Raw genomic sequence first — 17,657 nt, 5'->3', positions numbered from 1 at the left:
TCAGACTCCAGCGGTGGCCGCGGCGTCAGCGCTGTCGACGGCCCGCCGCTTGCCGATGGTGAACAGACCCGACTGCGTGTGGTGGACCTCCGACGGATCACGGATGATGTTGATCGGGTCGCGCCCGGCCTCGACGTCGTCGGCCATCGCGAGAAGCATGCGACGCAACATGACCACGCCGCGGTCGCCGGTGGCCAAGGTCTCCTCGGAGTCCAGGGTGATCGCTCCCTGCGAGCCTTGAGCCTCCGCATCACCGGGGAACCGGTGGCGCTCCTCGTCGGTCAGCTCGAAGTTCTGCTTGCCGTTCTGCGTAATGCCGATCACGAAGCGGACCATTCGCTCGGGATCGTTCGTGCGGATCGAGAAGAAGAGCCGGTGGCTGGTGTCGTCGGAGGGTACGACCCACAGCAACTGGTCCGGTCGCCCATCGGGAGTCACCTTCACGTAGTCCGGCAGGCCGAAGACGTTGGGTAGCTGCTGCTCGACCGCGAAGCCGTACTCGGTGACCTCGCCGGCCTCGTCCTCGACCTCGAATCGCTGGGTGTACTTCAGGCCGTGGTCGGTGCGCTCGTACGTCAAGCGCTCGGCGATGGTGGCCGGGTCGAAGAAGTTCTCGGGGTAGCCGAAGGTGCCGGTGCCCATCATCTGGTACCCGCTGTGCGTGGAGTGCAGCCAGGTGACGTGCGTGGGGTCGGCGGAGTTCTCGTAGATGTTGAGCCAGCTGAAGTCCGCCGGCATGCCGGTGACCGCGGCGTGGGGGACAGGCCAGCTCGCGAAGTACCTTTCGTCCTCCGCGGGGTTCTCCAGCGCGTCGTAGCGGGGCAGCTCGGGCTTGAGCGCGGGCGGGCCCATGTAGACGAAGACCAGGCCGTACCGCTCCGCGGCCGGGTACCACGGCTGGCGGGCGGCGTCGCGCTTGCGCCCCAACCCCGGCTCGCACGCCTGCTCGATGCAGTGGCCTTGGACGTCGAACTTCCATCCGTGGTAGCAGCAGCGGATGCCGTCGTCCTCGACGCGGCCGTAGTAGAGGCTGGCCCCGCGGTGGGCGCAGCGCTCGATCACGACACCGGGCCTGCCGTTGCCGTCCCGGAAGACGACCAGGTCCTCGCCGAGCACGCGGGTCTTCTGCGGCAGGGCACCGGCGATGAGCGCTTCCGAGCTGGCGATCGGGTGCCAGTAGCGACGCAGCGCCTCGCCCATGGGTGTACCGGGCCCGACCTCGCGCAGGCGGGCGTTGTATGAGGGTTTCGGGCGGCCGTAGCCCGTGCCGGTGTCGACCTCTGAAGTGGTGGTCATCGTTCTGTCTCCCGGGCAGCCTGGCGCACAGCCGGCGGCGTGGGCAGGTGCTGCGAAACGGTCACCCGCGAGGGCCGGTCATGCGCTCAAATGAAATGCGGAATTCACATTCGCATTTTGCTTCGTGGCGTGTCAAGGGTCACTTCCAGGCGTTCGTTGGCTGGCACGGGACGCCCTGACCGGGCCGTCCTCGGCCCCGCGTCGTCGGCTGAGCAGCGCCGAGACGGGGCTGCCGGAGCGGACGCTGGCGGCCAAAGGCGCCGGTCTGCCTCTACGCTGAGGCCGTGAGTACCGAAACGTCGCTCGATCTGCCGCCGGCGCAGCAGGCGCGCAGCCGGGTAACCCAGCAGCGGATCCTGGAGGCCGGTACGGCCTTGCTTGAAGAGGGCGGCACCGAGGGGCTCACCATCGCCGCCGTCGCTTCTCGGGCGGGCGTCTCGGTGGGCAGCGTCTACCGGAGGTTCGGCGACAAGGATCGCCTGACCGCGGCCTTGCAGCACGACATGATCGACAAGTTTCGCGCTGACATCATTCGCCGCTTCAAGCCGTTGCGCGCAGATCCGACCGGGCTGGTCGCCTCGGCGGTCGCCGGGATTACCGGGACGTTTCACGCGCACGAGCGCCTGATGCGGGTCTTCGTCACCGCGGCCACCACCGATCCCGCGGTGGCTCGGGTCGGGTCCGAGGCCAGCGTCGATGCCGGTCACGTATTCCGGCAGTTCCTGGAGCCGATCGTGCCGATGATCGACGATCCAGAGCCGGAGTTGCGCCTGGATGTCGCCTATCGCTTGGTGTACGCGGCCTGTATGAACCGCGTGCTGCACGGCGAACGATTCGAGTCCAAGCGGCCTCTGTCGTGGCGCCGACTCACCGACGAGCTCGTGGGCGTCGCCTGCCTGTACCTCCTCGGCACGCCAGCGCGGTGAGCCTCGGTGATGCGAATGTAAGTTCCGCTTCACATCTACGCCGCGACGCGACATACTGAGCGGGCTCCTAGCGTGAAGGGAAGGAACCGCTCCATGCGAGAGCCGCTCAGCTACGAGATCGCGCACGGCGCCGCGCTCGCCGCTCTGCAAGCAGCAAGGGCCGAGGGGCACAAGGTGTGCGCTGTCGTGGTCAACCGAAGTGGCGTCACCAAGATCCTTCTCAGTGACGACGGCGTCGGCCCTCTCGGCGTGGAGACCGCGCGACGCAAGGCATACACCTCGGCCGTGAGCGGTGTCCCAACGGCAAAGTTCGCGGCCTTCGCCGCGTCGCCCCAGATGCGGGTGGCGCCTCCCCACCTGGTCGATGCCAACCTCCTGCCGGTCGCCGGCGGCGTGCCGATCGTGACCGCCGATGGGGAAGTCATCGGCGCCATCGGCGTGGGCGGGGCGGACGACGTCACCGACGACCGCATCGCGAATCAGGCGCGCGATGCGGTCGCGGAGATCGTTGCCTAGATCCCAATGAGCGCTTTCCTGTACGCCGCGACGCGGACGCCGTTCGGCCGCTTCAACGGTGCGTTGGCCGGGGTCCGCCCTGACGACCTGGCTGCTGCCGCGATCACCTCGACGCTCGCCCACGTGCCGGGCCTCGACCACGCCGCGATCGACGACGTGGTGTGGGGCAACGCCAACGGCGCCGGCGAGGAGAACCGCAACGTCGGCCGCATGGGGGCGCTGCTGGCCAGGCTTCCGGTGAGCGTGCCAGGCACCACGGTCAACCGGCTCTGCGGCTCGAGCCTCGACGCGGCGATGATGGCTAGCCGGATGATCGAGTCCGGCGATGCCGAGGTCGTGTTGACCGGCGGAGTCGAGTCCATGACGCGTGCGCCGTGGGTGCTGCCTAAGTCGGCGAAGCCGTACCCGGCCGGCGACGTCACCGCGGTATCCACCACGCTCGGCTGGAGGCTGGTCAACCCGCGGATGCCGAAGGAGTGGACGGTCAGCCTCGGCGAGGCCAACGAGCAACTCCAGGAGCGCTTCGGGATCTCTCGCGAGCGGCAGGACGAGTTCGCCGCGCGCTCCCACCAACTCGCCCACAAGGCGTGGGAGTCGGGCTTCTACGACGAACTGGTGACGCCGGTCGAAGGCGTCGACCTGACCCGCGACGAAAGCATCCGGGCCGGATCCACGCCGGAGGTGCTGGCCGGGCTCAAGCCGGTCTTCCGTACACCAGAGCATGGGGCACCATCACCGCGGGCAATGCCAGCCCGCTCAACGATGGTGCCTCCGCGGTGCTGCTAGGCAGCGCGAGGGCCGCGGCTACGATCGGGGCCAACCCGATCGCCCGCATCGCCGGCCGCGGCGTGATGGCGCTGAAGCCGCAGGCATTCGGCTACGCCCCGGTCGAGGCCGCCAACCGTGCGTTGGTCCGGGCCGGGATCGGCTGGCAGCAGGTGGGCGCGGTCGAGCTCAACGAGGCCTTCGCTGTGCAGTCACTCGCCTGCCTCGACGCGTGGAAGGTCGACCCAGACATCGTCAACCAGAAGGGCGGCGCCATCGCGATCGGGCACCCGCTGGGCGCGTCGGGCGGTCGCATCCTCGCCACGCTGGCCAAGGTGCTGCGCGAGACAAAGCAGCGCTACGGCGTCGCCGCGATCTGCATCGGGGTCGGTCAAGGGCTGGCCGTCGTACTCGAGAACTGCGACGCTACGGAGCCGGCCCAGTGAGCAGGGCGAAGATCGTCGAGAGCGCCGATGCGGCGGTCGCCGGAATTGAGGATGGCTCCACCATCCTCGTTGGTGGCTTCGGCTTGGCCGGGATGCCGTTCCATCTGATCGACGCGTTGATCCGGCAGGGTGCGAAGGACCTCACGATCGTGTCCAACAACGCCGGCAACGGCGACGTCGGGCTGGCCGCGTTGCTGGCTGCCGGCCGGGCGCGCAAGGTGATCTGCTCCTTTCCGCGCCAGGTCGACTCCTGGATCTTCGACCGACTCTATCGAGAGGGGAAGATCGAGCTTGAGGTGGTGCCGCAGGGCAACCTCGCCGAGCGGATGCGCGCGGCTGGTGCCGGTATCGGTGCGTTCTACTGCCCGACCGCGGTCGGCACGCCGCTGGCCGAGGGCAAGGAGGAGCGTGAGATCGATGGTCGGAAGTACCTGCTGGAGTATCCCATCAAGGGTGACTACGCGCTGATCGCCGCGCACGTCGCGGATGCGATGGGCAACCTCATCTATCGAAAGACCGCCCGCAACTTCGGACCGGTCATGGCCACGGCCGCGACGACGACCGTCGTTCAGGTCGAAGCGGTCGTCGAGGCCGGGATGCTCGACCCCGAGGCCGTCGTGACCCCGTCTATTTACGTCGACTGGGTCGTCCAGGTGGAGGCCCGTCACTACACCGTGCAGGGGGCACGATGACCACCGCCGACCGTAAGCGCTCGATGGACGAGCTCGCCGCCGTCATCGCACGCGACATCCCGGCCGGTGCCTTCGTCAACCTCGGCATCGGCCAGCCCACCAAAGTCGCCGACCACCTGCCGGCCGACTCCGGGGTCGTGCTGCACACCGAGAACGGCATGCTCAACATGGGTCCGAAGGCCGAGGACGACGCGGTCGACCCCGATCTGACCAACGCCGGCAAGGTCCCGGTGACCGAGTTGCCGGGGGCGGCGTACTTCCACCACGCCGACTCCTTCGCAATGATGCGCGGTGGGCACCTCGACGTCTGCGTACTCGGGCATATCAGGTTGCCTTCAACGGCGACCTCGCCAACTGGCACACCGGTAAACCCGACGACATTCCTGCCGTCGGCGGCGCCATGGACCTCGCCATCGGCGCCAAGGACGTCTACGTGATGATGGCGCTCTTCACCCGCGCCGGTGAGCCGAAACTCGTGCCGCAGTGCACCTACCCGCTCACCGGCGTCGGCTGCGTCAGCCGCGTCTACACGGACTGCGGCGTCTTCGACGTCGGGCCCAACGGCGTACGGATCCGCGAGACGTACGGCGTCAGCGCCCACGAGCTCGCGGAGCGACTCGGCATCACGCTGTAACTACGTGAGCGGTGCACCAGATCCTCGCCGCCCTCGGCGGCGACGACGTCCCGGAGCCGCTGCACGTCCGTGCGGAGTTCGTGCGGCGGGGATCGACGGCGGCGCCGGTCCGCTGACGGCCGCGGTGATCGGTGCGATCCGGCACCCCGTGCGTGTCACCGGCCGGTGAATCGGGCGGGCCGCTTTTCCAGGAACGCTTGCATACCCTCGGTTTGGTCCTCGGTGGCGAACAGGGCGTGGAACACGCGCCGCTCGAACAGCAGGCCCTCCCGCAGGCCGACCTCCAGGGCGCGGTCGACGGCCTCGCGGGCCGTCATCGCGGCCAGCTTGCCGTAGGCGGCGATCATCTCGGCCGCGGCCATCGTCTGCGGCAGCAGCTGGTCGGCGGGAACCACCCGAGCGACCAGGCCGGACCGCTCCGCTTCGACGGCGTCCATCAACCGTCCGGTGAGGATCATGTCCATCGCCTTGGCCTTGCCGACCAGCCTGGTCAGGCGCTGAGTCCCTCCGATGCCCGGGATGACGCCGAGCGTGATCTCCGGCTGCCCGAAGCGGGCGGTGTCGGCGGCGAAGATGATGTCGCACATCATGGCCAGTTCGCAGCCGCCGCCGAGCGCGTATCCGGCCACGGCGGCGATCTTCGGCGTACGCAGCGCGGTGAAGCCGTCCCAGCCGGCGAAGAAGTCCTCGGCGAACATTTCGATGGAGGACTTCGGCGCCATCTCGCGGATGTCGGCACCGGCGGCGAAGGCTCGTTCGGAGCCGGTGATGACGAAGCAGCCCACCGCGGGGTCCCGGTCGAGCGGTCGGAGCGCGTCGACCAGTTCCGTCATCAGCGCGGTGTTGAGCGCGTTCAGCACCTCGGGCCGGTGCAGGTGCACGGTGACGACCCGCCCACGCTGCTCGATCTTGATGTATTCCATAGCGGTTTCCCTTTCACTCAGGAGTCCCAGATGGCGCCGTACGCCGGGATTCCCCGGCGCTCCAGGCCGTGGACGACCTGCCAGGTCAGCTTCTTGTTGGAGATGCAGATGACGGCCTCGGCCCGAACGCTGCGTACGCGGCGTAGGCCAGCCGGACCATGTCGGGCTTGCCGTGCGTGGCGGTGTCCCAGACGGTCGCGTCGGGCTGACCGGCCAGGATCTCGTCCACCAACGCGTCGCCGTAGGTGGCTCGTGGGCTGCGGGTTGCCCAGACCAGCCGGGATGGCACCTTCCGGGCCAGCAGGTGCGGCAGCACCGGGCCGATGCCGCTGCCGGTGGCGACGTAGACCACCTTGGTGAACAGGGTTTCGATGTTCGCGACGCCTGCGGTGGTGATGCCCTTGACCCAGACGTGCGCTGGCATGTCGTCGATGAACGATCCGGTCCAGTCGCCGGCGCGGGAGATGGTGAGACGGAAGCCGGACTCGCCGGGAGCGGGCACGTTGGCGAACGAGTGCCATTCCCGCAGTGGGTGGCGGCTGATCGCGGTGGACGATCCGGCGAACGGAGTCACCCCATGGTTGAAGCGGGCCACCGCCACATGGTTGGAGGGCCGGGTGACCGCCACGGGCACCTTGCGCAGGCGCAGCCAAGGCAGCGCGACGCTGAGGGTGAGAAGGGCGAGTACCCAGATCTGCGGCGCGGCCAGCAGGCTCCCATCCCCTGTCTGTACGAACAGGACGGTCTGGGTCCAGAACAGGACCAGCGCGGTCCAACCACCGAACCGATGCATCCGCTCGAACCGGTCGTGCTGCCTGGCCCGGTAGCCCGGTCGCGCGGTCAGCACGATGGCGGCCAGCAAAGCCAGCAGCGCGTACGAAACCACCAGTAGACCGATGGAGACCGGCGGGGCACTTCGCAGGGTGTCGAGGGTGATCGACGCGGTGAGGACGACGAACCACAACGTTCCGGCGAGCGCACCGCCGACGTGCAGCCCGCCAAAGTGGTACACCTTTCCCAGGGTCCACCGGATCCGCAGTGGCCAGTGGGTGGGCGCCCGGGTGGCGAGCCAGAACAGCAGGTTGATGACGTACTGCTGGCGAATGAGGATGGCGAGCGCGAAGTTCGCCAGGACGGCGGCGGAGACGGCCGCGAGGTCGATGCGGTCGCCGGACCACCAGCCGCCACCGGTGAGGGCGTGCCCGAGCAGTGCCAGGTTCGCGATGAGGACGAGGGCGGCGAGACGGTTGTGATGCATCAGCCGTGGATGTTTGAGGATGCGCCGGAGAGGTGACGACGACGGCGGCGGTGGCAGGGCGACATGCTCGACTGCGAAAGCGGTGGGCGCTGTCGACGTGTCGACGGGACTGATTACGCTCATGCCGTCCGCTCCAGCCCGTTGGTGGCGCGGTTTGCCAGTGCGATGTGTCGCAGCGCCGCCTTGTCGACTTTTCCGCGGCTGGTCTCGGGCAGGGCGGCCAATGGGTGGACGGCCGTCGGGACGCAGTAGTAGGGCAGGGCCGAGGCGACGGCCTGCCTCGCCATCTCAGGGTCCACCTGGTTGGGAGCCACGAAGGACACGAGGCTGCGGTCGTCGAGCTTGAGGGTGACGGCCCGCCGGCAGCCGGGTACCGACTCGAGGATGGCCGAGACCGAGTCCAGTTCGACACGGAATCCGCGGATTTTGACCTGGTCGTCCGTCCGGCCGAGGTGCTCCAGTTGGCCGTCCGGGGTCCAGCGGCCGAGGTCCCGGGTACGGAACATCACTCCGCCGCCGCCCAGGAACGGGTCCGGGACGTAGCGTTCCGCGTTCAGCGCCGGGTTGTCCAGGTAGCCGGCGGAGACGCAGTCGCCGCCGGCCCACATCTCGCCGGTGGCGCCGATGGGGCAGGGATGCCCGGTTTGGTCGAGGATGTACACGGTGTTGTTGGGGGTTGGCCGCCCGATGGTGAGCCGCGCGGCGTTCGGGTGGTGGCGATGCATTGTGTTCACGATGGTGGTCTCGGTTGGTCCGCATGCGTTGTAGAAGGTGCACCGGCGGGCCCACCGGTCGGCCAGTGGTCGCGGGCAGGGCTCGCCGGCCACTGCCACCACCTTCACCGATCCGCACCGCTTGGGGTCGAGGGCGCTCAGGATGGTGGGGGTGGCGATGATGACGTCCACGTGCTGAGCGGTCTCGGCGATGTCCTGCCCTCGGATGACGAGGGTGGCGCCGTGGCTGAGGCAGCCGAGGATCTCCCACGCCGCCATGTCGAACGCCACATTGAGCACCTGTCCCACCCGCCACCCCGGGCGGATGCCGAGGTCTCCGGGCGCGGTGAGCAGGATGTTGCAGACGTTGCGGTGGGTGACGGCGACGCCGTTGGCGCGTCCGGTCGTGCCGGAGGTGAAGAGTATGTAGCAGTTCTCGCCGGCGTCGCCCGGCCGTTGCGGGCGGAACCGGTCGTCGGAGGGGCCGAGAGGCTGGGTCATCAGGGTGTCGATGGCGATGAGGTGATGGCCGGTCGGCACCGGTATCCGGTCCGCGACGTTGGACGTCGTCAGGATGACCCGGGTGGCCGCGGCGCCGATGACGTGGCGGAGGTGGGCGGACGGGGCCAGGCCCGCGTCCTGCGGCACGTACGCGGCACCGGCCTTGAGCACGCCGAGGATTCCGACCAGCATGGGGATGCCACGCCGGACGAACACCGCGACGTTGTCGCCGGGGTGGACGCCGTGACGGGCGAGTTGTGCGGCGAGCCGGTTCGCCTGGCGGTTCAGTTCGCCGTAGGTGATCGTCTCGTCGTGATGTTCGGCGGCGGTGGCGTCCGGGCGGATGGCCGCGTGCCGCTCGAACGCGTGGTGGATGTGGGTGTCCGGTACCGCCGCGACCGGCCCCTGTCCAAAGAGCTGGAACCTCCGGCGGTCATGGCCAGAGAGGTGGTCCAGCAGGGGTGTGGACCACGCTGTCGAGGTCCGCTCGATCAACTGCTGATGCATCGCGGCAGGTCCCTCCGATCGACGCGTGCGCGGCAACCGCCGCACACCTACATCGATGGTTGTGGACAGATCTCAGAATGTTCTTAGAAGGTCTGCGAGGGGGTGCCGCAGGCAACCTCACGATGAATCGCGCGCCCCGCCCAGGCTGGCCGACGCCGGCGATCGTCCCGCCGTGGCTTTCGACCACCTCCCGGGTGAGAGCGAGCCCGATACCGAACCGCTGACCCTGACCAGCGGCGCCCCGGCTGAACCGGTCGAACATCGTGCGGTGTTGCACCGGATCGAAGCCGACGCCGGTGTCCCCGACGACCAGTTCCACCGTTCGGCCGTGGTCCACGGTCGCGATGGAGACCGTGATCCGACCCTGGGGTGGGGTGTGTCCGATGGCGTTGTCCAGCAGGGCGGAGAGCATCCGTCGTAGGGCGGGCTTGACTCCCAACACGACGAGCGGCTCAGGCCCGACCCGCAGGACCGCGACCAGTTTTCGCTCGGCGAGGCGCCCCGCCTCCGCCGCTAGCAGGTCCGTGGCGACGGCGTCCAGGTCGACCCGCTCGCTCCCGGGAGCATCCGACCATAGTCGGGCGGTGCGCAGCATGTCATCGAGGACCTCACCGAGTTCGCGGGTGCCCGCTACCATCCGGCGCAGTTCGGTCACGAGCGGCTCGGGCAGTTCTTCCGCCCGGCGCAACAGAAGCTGACCTCGAACGTGCAGGCGGGTAAGCGGTGCCCGCAGTTCGTGGCTGGCGTCCGCGACGAACCGCCGGCGCCGGTCCAGCAGCTGCACCATCGGATGCAGCGCCCGCCAGGCGACCAGAACGCCGAAGGTCGATGCCACGACGAGGCCGACGAGGAGGCACGCCAGACCGCCGACCATTAGGACCGTGCCGCTGACCGCGGCGGCGAGGCTCGATGCCACTACCAGTCGGACCCGGCACAGAATACGCCTTTCCCGATTGTGGGGTGCTCCGATCATAGGGCGCCGATCTGATAACCCAACCCGTGTACGGTACGCACTATGGTGGGTCCCAGCTTACGTCGCAGATAGTGCACATACGTATCCACTATGGACTCGGAGTCGGCTCCGCGGAATACCCTGCCGCGCAGCTGGGTGCGGCTGTGCACCACCCGGGGGCGCGTCGCCAGCGATCGGATCAGTGCGAACTCCCGGCCGGACAGACTGACGAATTTACCGCTGGCCAAATGGACTCCGCGTAGTGTCACGTCGAGCCGCGCCGAACCCAACGGAATCACCTCGGCGTCGTCGACCGCGCGTCGACTCAAGGCCCGCGTTCGGGCCAGCAACTCCGCTACCTCGAATGGTTTGGCCAGGTAGTCGTCGGCGCCGGCGTCGAGCCCTTCGACCAGGTCGGCGGTGCCGCCGAGCGCGGTCAACATGAGTATTCGGGCGCTGACGGCCTGCTGACGCAACCGTACGACGACGTCCAGGCCGTCCATTCCCGGCAGCCCTCGATCTACGACGATCAGCCGGTACGACCGGGTCAGTCCGAAGTGGAGTCCGCGTTGACCGTCGGACGCATGGTCGGTGGGGTAACCCTCGGCGGCGAACACGTCAACCAACATTCCCGCAAGCTCACCGTCATCCTCCACAAGGAGAAGTCGACGCGAGTCGACGGTTGAACCCTCATCCACTCCAACATCATGACAGCAGTTGGCGTGATTGTCATGAAGGCGGAACCGAAAAAGAAACCGAAAACATTGGAACCAGTAAATACTTTTGAAGGATTCCAAATTGGACGGAGTGTGGCGCGGAGACCGGTACTGACCATGATGTCGATGATCTGTCCACCATGGTCGATCGTGCGCCCTGTTCAAGTGGCAAGGCTACGCTCAGCGCGTCGTGACCGGGGGCCACCCGGCGCCCTACGCCTGCCTGGTCGAAGCGGCGTGGCGTTGGTAATGCCACGCCACGCGGGTGCGGTTGCCGCAGCAGGCGCCTGAACACCAGCGGCGGCGCGGGTGGGCGGGCAGGAACAGCATGACGCAGTCGTCGGCCTCGCACTGGCGGACCTTGACACGCAGCTGTCACCATTCGGCGAACGAGCCGTCGGCGTGGCGCCAGATCTCGTTGCGCCACCGGTGGCCGTCGCGGGCGGCTTGGCGTACCGCGGCCTCGTCTACGTCGATGCCGAGCCCCGGTCCGGTGGGACGGTCGACGTAGCCGTTGGTGAACCGGAAGACGGTTGGGTCGACGAGATAGTCGAGCAGGTCGTTGCCCTTGTTGTTGTGGATGCCGAGGCTCTGTTCCTGGATGAGGAAGTTGGGGTGGCGAGGTCGACCTGGATGCTCGCGGCCAGAGCGATCGGGCCGAGCGGGCAGTGGGGGGCGAGGGCGACGTCGTAGGCTTCGGCCATCGCGGCGATGCGCCGCACCTCGGAGATGCCGCCGGCGTGTGACAGGTCGGGTTGGGCCACGGCGATGCCGGTGGGCAGGACGTCGCGGAAGTCCCAGCGCGAGTAGAGCCGTTCGCCTGCGGCGATGGGGATCGCGGTGCTGTCGGTGATCCGGGCTAGGTCGCGGGAGAACTCCGGCAGGACCGGTTCTTCGACGAACAGTGGCAGCAGCGGTTCGAGCAGCGGCAGGACGCGCCGCGCCATGGCGGTGGAGAAGCGGCCGTGGAAGTCGATGGCGATGTCCACCTCGGGGCCGACCGTTTCGCGCAGCGCGGCCAGCCGGTCGACGATCCGGCAGATCCCGGCGGCGTTCTCGATGGGCGCGAGGCGCCGGGTCGCGTTGTATTTGACCGCGTCGAATCCTGACTCGGCGGCGCGCAGCCCGTCCTCGATCAGCGCGGCGTCGCTGTCGCCGCTGATCCACCGGTAGACGCGGATCTTCTGCCGCACCGGCCCGCCGAGCAGTTCGTGGACCGGTACGCCCAGAGCCTTGCCCTTGATGTCCCACAGTGCCTGATCGATGCCGGCCAGGGCGCTGGACAGGACTGGGCCGCCGCGGTAGAAGCCGCCCTTGGCAAGGATCTGCCAGTGATCCTCGATGGGGGCCGCATCTGCGCCGAGCAACTGCTCGGCGAGTTCGCCGACCGCGGCGGCGACGGTCTCGGCGCGCCCTTCCACGATCGGCTCGCCCCAGCCGACGATGCCCTCATCGGTCTCCATACGCAGGAATAGCCATCGCGGGGGACGAGGAAGGTTTCGACCTTGACGATCTTCACGTACTCAACTCTCTCTGTGCCGGTGTGGCTTGCCCGAAGGGTCGGCTATCGGTGGCGGATGCTCCACCCGCCGTCGACGACGAGCGCTGCGCCGGTGATAAAGCTGGCCTCGTCGGACGCGAGGAACGCGATGGCGGCGGCGACCTCGTCCGGCCGCCCCATCCGGCGCAGGATCGTGGCCTCCGCCTGCGCGCGTTCGACGGTGTCGGGTAGTTCTCCCCACTGGCGGGTCACGATCGGTCCCGGCAGCACGGCGTTGACGCGCAGGTCGGGTCCGTACTCGGCGGCCAGTTGCCGCACCAGCGCGTTGAGGCCGCCCTTGGCTGCGGCGTAGGCGGCAAAGCCGGGCAGGCTGGACAGTGAGTGGACGGAGGACACCGCCACGATCGCACCTCGCGCCTGCAGCAGTGGTTGCGCCAGTACTTGTACACCGAGGTAGGTGGCCTTGAGGCAGACGTCGACGGTGCGGTCCCAGGCGGCCTCCGGCAGCTCGTGTGTCGGGGCGACGTGCATGGCGTACGCGTTGCTGACAAGCACGTCGACGCCGTCGTGGTCGGCGAGCGTGATGTCGGCGAGGCGGCGCCAGTCCTCGGCGCTGGCCACGTCGCACTCGACGAACCGTCCAGCGCCTCCTGCGGTGTTCAGCTCCGCGACGACCTGCTCGCCGCCGGCCGCGTCTATGTCAGCGATGATCACTGTGGCGCCTTCTGCGGAAAGCCGGCGGGCGCAGGCCGCGCCGATGCCGTTGGCGCCGCCGGTGACCACGGCGACCTTGCCGGCGAAGCGGTTCATGTGGCCTCCTTCGTCGCCAGGCGGTCCAGCGCTGCGGCCAACGACGGCGTCTCCGTGAGTACCAGTGCGGCGCCACCGACCGCGCCGGCCCGGGCACCGAGATCCAGCGCGCTGGGCACCACGTCGACGTCACGGACAAGCGACAGCGCGTATCGCCGGACCGCGTCCCGGATCGGCGACAGCAGCGCCTCTCCGGCGCGCGACAGTTCGCCGCCGACCACGATGCGTTCCGGGTTGAGCAGGTTGCACAGGTTGGCCAGCACGCGCCCGACGACGGTGCCGACGTCGGCGAGGACGCCCAGGCACGCGCGGTCGCCGGCGGCGGTCGCGGCGAGCACGCGCTCGATGGTGACGTCGTCGCCCAACGCGGGGCGCAGTGCGGCGAGCACGGCCGGGATGCCGGCGTAGCCGACCAGGCAGCCGCGGTTGCCGCACGGGCAGGCCGGACCGTCGATGTTGACCGACACGTGCCCCAGTTCGCCGGCGGCTCCGATCGCACCACGGTAGACGCGGCCGTCGAGGACGAGTCCGGAGCCGATGCCGCTGGACAGGCCGAAGTAGAACAGGTTGGACACGCCGCTTCCGGCGCCCCAATGGGCTTCGGCGATCGCCTCCAGCCGGGTGTTGTTCTCGATGAAGACCGGCACCCCCAGCCGGCGGCCGAACTCCTCGGCAGCATGCACGTGCGACCACGGCTGTCCGGGCAGGGAGACGCCAACGACGCCGGTGGCCCGGTCGATGGGGCCGGGCACCCCGATGCCCGCGCCGATGACGCGGCCGCGATCGAGGCCGTGCTGGGCGAGCAGGCGGTCCAGCAGGGTTATGCCGATGTCGATGCGCCCGGCCGGGGTGAGGGCGGGATCGAGGGGCGCGCCGCCACTGGCGATCTCCTGGCGGCCCAGGTCGCTGACGTGCACCCAGACCGCGTTGAAGGTGAAGTCCATGCCGGTGACGGCGGCGGCGGTCGGGTTGACGGCGAGCATCTCGCGGGCGCGCCCGTCGTGGTGGATGCCGGAGTCCCCATCGGACTCCACGACCAGGCCGTGTGCCATCAGCTCGGTGATGATGGTCGAGACGGTGGTGCGGGACAGGTCCGCGCGCCGGGCCAGTCCCGCACGGTGCATCGGTCCGTGGGTCAGCAGCAGGCTAAGAAGACGCTCCTGGTTGATCATGCGCAGCGACCGCAGCGATCCGCCGGTGTCCCGATCCATGGCGATGAGGATGTCAGGCCCCAACAAACTTCGTCAACACTCTTGACATACTTAACGCGCTGGGAACAAACTCTGTCCACTCATCGCCCAAACTCCTGGTAGAAGGGTGGGCATCCCCCATGACGACTCCCCATTCCGGCGCCTCGATGTCGCGCCGCCGGTTCCTCACCACTTCGACCGGTCTCGCGGCCACGGTCGCCGGTGGCGGCTTCCTCTCCGCCTGTGCGAGTTCCGTCTCCAGCAGCGGCGCGGGCTCATCGGGTCAGGCGACCCTCACCGTGATGACCGTGACCAACGACTTCGACGACGCCGCGCGCGCGGCGGCTGAGAAGGCGACCGGCACGAAGGTCAACGTTGTGGTCTACGACATCACCAAGCTGACGGCCATGCTCGCCAGCGGCTCGCCGCCGGACATCGTCCGCGGCTTCGGCGCCCTGGACACCCCGTACATCGCCGCGCGCGGCATCGCGGAGGACCTTGACCCCTACTTCGCCAAGAGCCAGGTGCTCAAGGTGGACGACCTAGACCCGGTCAACGACGTCTGGCGCTTCGACGGCACGAAGCAGGGCGCCGGTCCCCGGTACGGCATGGCCAAGGACTACTCGCAGGACACCATGGTCTGGTACAACACCGCCCTGTTCGACGCGGCCAAGGTCGCTTACCCCAGCGACACCACTCCGTTGAGCTATGCCGAGTGGCTCGCGCTGGGCAAGAAGCTCACCAAGACCAAGGGTGGCAAGACCATCCAGTACGGCATGAACGCCACCGGCCTTGGTTTGTTCGTGTCCTTCATGAACATGGTCACCTCCGCCGGCGGTCACCTGTTCAGCGACGACCTGGCCACGGTCGACTTCACCAGCCCGGAGGCGCAGGCGGCCCTCGCCTGGTACTTCGACTACGCCAAGGCCAACGTCGGGCCCAGCGTCATCAACCCCAACCCGGACGGCTGGGACTGGCCGCCCTTCCAGGCCGGGCGCATGGCGATGGCCCAGGACGGCTACTGGTTCGGCGGCGCCATCGCCGGCGACGCGAAGATCGCCGCGACCTCCCGCTTCGCTCCGGCCCCGCAGCTCGGCAGCAACCGGGTCAGCCCGTGCTTCGGTGCGACGGGCTATTGGATCCCCAAGGCCAGCAAGAACAAGGACGCGGCCTGGAAGTTCTTCGAGTGGTACTTCGGCGGCGAACCGGCCCAGCAGCGTGCCGCCAGCGGCTGGGGCATCCCGTCGCTGAAGTCACTGCGGACGAAGATGCCGCAGGACAAGCCGTATCAGAAGCAGGCCTACGCGGTGCAGGACGCCGAGCTTTCGCACTTCTCGGTGCTGTCGTTCACCCCGTACGTACGGGTCGAGGCCCTCGACGCCATCCTCAACCAGCAGCTTCCGGGCGCCATCAAGGCTGGCACCTCGGTCGCCGCCCTGGCGGACACGTTGAACGCCGAAATGAACAAGCAGCTCAAAGCGGGCAAGGAGCTCGTGCGGTGACCGCGAGTCCGCTGACGGCCACCGCCGGTGCGCCCAGCCGGGTGCGCCCGGCTGCGGCCTCGCCCACGACCAAGCCAGCGCGGCGGGGCTGTCGGCGGGCCGGCGCGTTCTACCTGTTTGTCGCCCCATGGCTCGTCGGTCTCATCGGCTTGACGGTGTTCCCCCTCGGGTACGCCCTGTGGCTGAGCATGACCAACTCGGACGGCCTGTCGCCCAATGCGCGCTTCGTCGGCCTGCGCAACTACCGTGAGCTCCTCAGTGATCCCCAGACGCTGCAGGTGCTCGCGCGTACTGGACTGTTCACCGCTGTGACCGTGCCCGCGACGATCGTCGGCGGTCTCTTCCTGGCGCTGCTGGTCAACCGTCCGATACCCGGACGGGCCGTGTTCCGCACCCTGCTGTACCTGCCGGCGGTGGTGCCTCCGGTCGCCGCGTCCCTCACCTTCAAGCTCATCTTCGACCGGGACACGGGCGCCGCCAACGCCCTCCTGGAGGCGGTCGGGGTCAAGCCGGTGACCTGGTTGACCGACCCGTTCGCCCGGTACGTGCTGGTCATGCTCGTCCTCTGGGGATGCGGCAACTGCATGATCATTTCATTGGCCGGCCTGCAGGACGTGCCGCGGGAGCTGCACGAGGCCGCGATGGTCGACGGCGCCAGCACGTGGCAGTCGTTTCGCCGGATCACCGTGCCCATCATCTCGCCGGTGCTGTTCTTCCAGGTCGTCACCGGCATCATCGCCGCCCTGCAGACCTTTCTGCCACCGGTCCTGCTCGCACCCACGGCCGGCGCCACCAGCGATGTCAAGGCCCTCCCGCAGGGCAACACCCTCTACATGGTTCATGTGTACGCGCAATACTTCAACAGCGCCCGCTTCGGCTATGCCTCGGCGCTGCTGTGGGTCCTGTTCGTCATCATCCTCATCGTCACCGCGCTGATCTTCAAGGTCGGGGCGCGAACCGTCTTCTACGGCGTCGACCCCAAGGAGGGCGACCGATGAGCACTCGCCGGTTCGCCCTGTTCATCCTGCTTGTCGCCATCGTCGGGCTGTTTCTCAGCCCGTTCGCCTGGCTGGTGATCGTCGCACTGAAAGACCCGTCGGAACTGGCGGCGCTGCACTGGCTCCCGGAGCATCCGCGGCCCGGCAACTTCGTCGAAGCGGTGACCTCCATCCCGTTCCTCGGGTACGCCCGCAACTCGCTGATGATCGCGGGCATCTACTCCGTACTGGTCACGCTCACCTCGGCCTGGGTCGGGTTCGGCTTCGCCCGGCTGAGCGCCCCGGGAAAGCGGATTCTCTTCACCATCCTGCTGGCCACGATGATGCTGCCGCAGATCATCACGCTGATCCCGACCTACTTGATCTTCTCGAAGCTCGGCATGGTCGACACCTACTGGCCCTGGGTCCTGTGGGGACTGTCCGGAGCCGCGTTCCTCATCTTCCTGTTCCGGCAGTTCTTCGCGAACATGCCCCGGGAACTGGAGGAGGCCGCGGTCCTCGACGGCTGCAGCTACCCGCGCATCTTCTGGAGCATCTTCGTCCCGCAGTCCTGGCCCGTGCTCGCCGCCAGCCTGGTGCTGTCGTTCACCTGGAGCTGGGGCGACTACGTCGGACCGGTGTTGCTGTTGAGCGCCGACCGCACCACCCTGCCCGTGGCGATCGCGACCCTTTACACCAACCCGCAAGGCATTCCCTCCAACAACCTGCTCGCCGCCGGGTCGATCATCTACATCGTGCCCGTCCTCGCCCTGTTCCTGTTCGCCCAGCGCGGCTTCGTCGCCGGCTTCTCCACCTCGGGACTGAAATGACC

At 68.4% G+C, this 17,657-nt stretch carries 19 protein-coding genes and 1 pseudogene; 10 read left to right on the top strand and 10 right to left on the bottom strand.

Annotated features, from left to right (window positions below; all coding sequences use genetic code 11):
• Positions 1 to 1,296 (bottom strand): Rieske 2Fe-2S domain-containing protein, encoded by a 1,296-nt coding sequence (locus tag Prum_RS06615; protein ID WP_173074820.1) that lies wholly within the window; start codon positions 1,294 to 1,296, stop codon positions 1 to 3.
• A gap of 284 nt (positions 1,297 to 1,580) precedes the next feature.
• On the opposite strand from Prum_RS06615, the gene Prum_RS06610 reads away from it, so the two are divergent.
• The 7 genes from Prum_RS06610 to Prum_RS55720 all read left to right on the top strand — a co-directional run bounded on the left by Prum_RS06610 (position 1,581) and on the right by Prum_RS55720 (position 5,275).
• Entirely contained in the window at positions 1,581 to 2,222 is a 642-nt protein-coding gene (locus Prum_RS06610) for a TetR/AcrR family transcriptional regulator (RefSeq protein ID WP_173074818.1), read from the top strand.
• Between the two features lie 93 nt (positions 2,223 to 2,315).
• Positions 2,316 to 2,738, top strand: coding sequence for a GlcG/HbpS family heme-binding protein (locus Prum_RS06605; RefSeq protein WP_173074816.1), 423 nt, complete (start codon positions 2,316 to 2,318; stop codon positions 2,736 to 2,738).
• A 6-nt stretch (positions 2,739 to 2,744) separates the two neighbouring features.
• Positions 2,745 to 3,524, top strand: a complete 780-nt coding sequence (locus Prum_RS54430) for a thiolase family protein (protein ID WP_308785339.1) — start codon at positions 2,745 to 2,747, stop codon at positions 3,522 to 3,524.
• Positions 3,407 to 3,949: a thiolase family protein gene (locus Prum_RS54425; protein ID WP_308785426.1), complete on the top strand. Its 543-nt coding sequence runs from the start codon at positions 3,407 to 3,409 to the stop codon at positions 3,947 to 3,949. The genes Prum_RS54430 and Prum_RS54425 overlap by 118 nt, the downstream gene beginning before the upstream one ends.
• A complete protein-coding gene (locus Prum_RS06595; protein ID WP_173074814.1) occupies positions 3,946 to 4,641 on the top strand; it encodes a 3-oxoacid CoA-transferase subunit A in 696 nt (231 codons plus the stop codon). Before Prum_RS54425 ends, Prum_RS06595 begins: the two co-directional genes overlap by 4 nt.
• The gene (locus tag Prum_RS54965; RefSeq protein ID WP_443094359.1) at positions 4,638 to 5,078 is read left to right on the top strand and encodes a CoA-transferase; all 441 of its coding nucleotides are present in this window, start codon (positions 4,638 to 4,640) and stop codon (positions 5,076 to 5,078) included. Before Prum_RS06595 ends, Prum_RS54965 begins: the two co-directional genes overlap by 4 nt.
• A complete protein-coding gene (locus tag Prum_RS55720) occupies positions 5,042 to 5,275 on the top strand; it encodes a sugar phosphate isomerase family (RefSeq protein ID WP_443094358.1) in 234 nt (77 codons plus the stop codon). Before Prum_RS54965 ends, Prum_RS55720 begins: the two co-directional genes overlap by 37 nt.
• Before the next feature lie 155 nt (positions 5,276 to 5,430).
• Here the strand turns inward: Prum_RS55720 and Prum_RS06585 are convergent, their stop codons facing one another.
• From Prum_RS06585 to Prum_RS06545, 9 genes and pseudogenes are all read right to left on the bottom strand, one after another.
• On the bottom strand, positions 5,431 to 6,198 hold the full coding sequence (locus tag Prum_RS06585) for an enoyl-CoA hydratase (protein ID WP_173074812.1): 768 nt from the start codon (positions 6,196 to 6,198) through the stop codon (positions 5,431 to 5,433).
• A 17-nt stretch (positions 6,199 to 6,215) separates the two neighbouring features.
• Positions 6,216 to 6,622 (bottom strand): annotated as a pseudogene (locus tag Prum_RS55860) (FNR domain-containing protein).
• Between the two features lie 953 nt (positions 6,623 to 7,575).
• Positions 7,576 to 9,177 carry an amino acid adenylation domain-containing protein gene (locus Prum_RS06575; RefSeq protein ID WP_173074810.1) on the bottom strand — a complete coding sequence of 534 codons (1,602 nt, stop codon included), beginning with the start codon at positions 9,175 to 9,177 and terminating at the stop codon, positions 7,576 to 7,578.
• Positions 9,104 to 10,093, bottom strand: a complete 990-nt coding sequence (locus Prum_RS06570) for a sensor histidine kinase (RefSeq protein WP_173074808.1) — start codon at positions 10,091 to 10,093, stop codon at positions 9,104 to 9,106. The genes Prum_RS06575 and Prum_RS06570 overlap by 74 nt, the downstream gene beginning before the upstream one ends.
• Before the next feature lie 53 nt (positions 10,094 to 10,146).
• Complete coding sequence (locus Prum_RS06565; protein WP_246277698.1) at positions 10,147 to 10,785, bottom strand: response regulator transcription factor; 639 nt, start codon at positions 10,783 to 10,785, stop codon at positions 10,147 to 10,149.
• A gap of 273 nt (positions 10,786 to 11,058) precedes the next feature.
• Complete coding sequence (locus Prum_RS54960) at positions 11,059 to 11,217, bottom strand: CGNR zinc finger domain-containing protein (protein WP_371871358.1); 159 nt, start codon at positions 11,215 to 11,217, stop codon at positions 11,059 to 11,061.
• 95 nt (positions 11,218 to 11,312) lie between these two features.
• Entirely contained in the window at positions 11,313 to 12,308 is a 996-nt protein-coding gene (gene dgoD, locus Prum_RS06555) for a galactonate dehydratase (RefSeq protein ID WP_246277697.1), read from the bottom strand.
• A 101-nt stretch (positions 12,309 to 12,409) separates the two neighbouring features.
• Entirely contained in the window at positions 12,410 to 13,156 is a 747-nt protein-coding gene (locus tag Prum_RS06550) for an SDR family NAD(P)-dependent oxidoreductase (protein ID WP_173074804.1), read from the bottom strand.
• The gene (locus Prum_RS06545; protein WP_173074802.1) at positions 13,153 to 14,367 is read right to left on the bottom strand and encodes an ROK family transcriptional regulator; all 1,215 of its coding nucleotides are present in this window, start codon (positions 14,365 to 14,367) and stop codon (positions 13,153 to 13,155) included. Before Prum_RS06545 ends, Prum_RS06550 begins: the two co-directional genes overlap by 4 nt.
• Before the next feature lie 119 nt (positions 14,368 to 14,486).
• Between Prum_RS06545 and Prum_RS06540 the strand changes: the two genes are divergently transcribed.
• From Prum_RS06540 to Prum_RS06530, 3 genes are read left to right on the top strand one after another with little or no spacing between them, the layout of a single operon-like run.
• A complete protein-coding gene (locus Prum_RS06540) occupies positions 14,487 to 15,848 on the top strand; it encodes an extracellular solute-binding protein (protein WP_173074800.1) in 1,362 nt (453 codons plus the stop codon).
• The gene (locus Prum_RS06535; protein ID WP_218577105.1) at positions 15,845 to 16,846 is read left to right on the top strand and encodes a carbohydrate ABC transporter permease; all 1,002 of its coding nucleotides are present in this window, start codon (positions 15,845 to 15,847) and stop codon (positions 16,844 to 16,846) included. Before Prum_RS06540 ends, Prum_RS06535 begins: the two co-directional genes overlap by 4 nt.
• Positions 16,843 to 17,655, top strand: coding sequence for a carbohydrate ABC transporter permease (locus Prum_RS06530; RefSeq protein ID WP_173074798.1), 813 nt, complete (start codon positions 16,843 to 16,845; stop codon positions 17,653 to 17,655). The genes Prum_RS06535 and Prum_RS06530 overlap by 4 nt, the downstream gene beginning before the upstream one ends.
• The last annotated feature ends 2 nt before the right edge of the window (positions 17,656 to 17,657 follow it).

The sequence above is a fragment of the Phytohabitans rumicis genome (assembly GCF_011764445.1).
In the GTDB taxonomy this organism is placed as follows: domain Bacteria; phylum Actinomycetota; class Actinomycetes; order Mycobacteriales; family Micromonosporaceae; genus Phytohabitans; species Phytohabitans rumicis.
The sequence above is the reverse complement of the archived record's forward strand: the minus strand, read 5'-3'. Positions and strand labels throughout refer to the sequence as shown.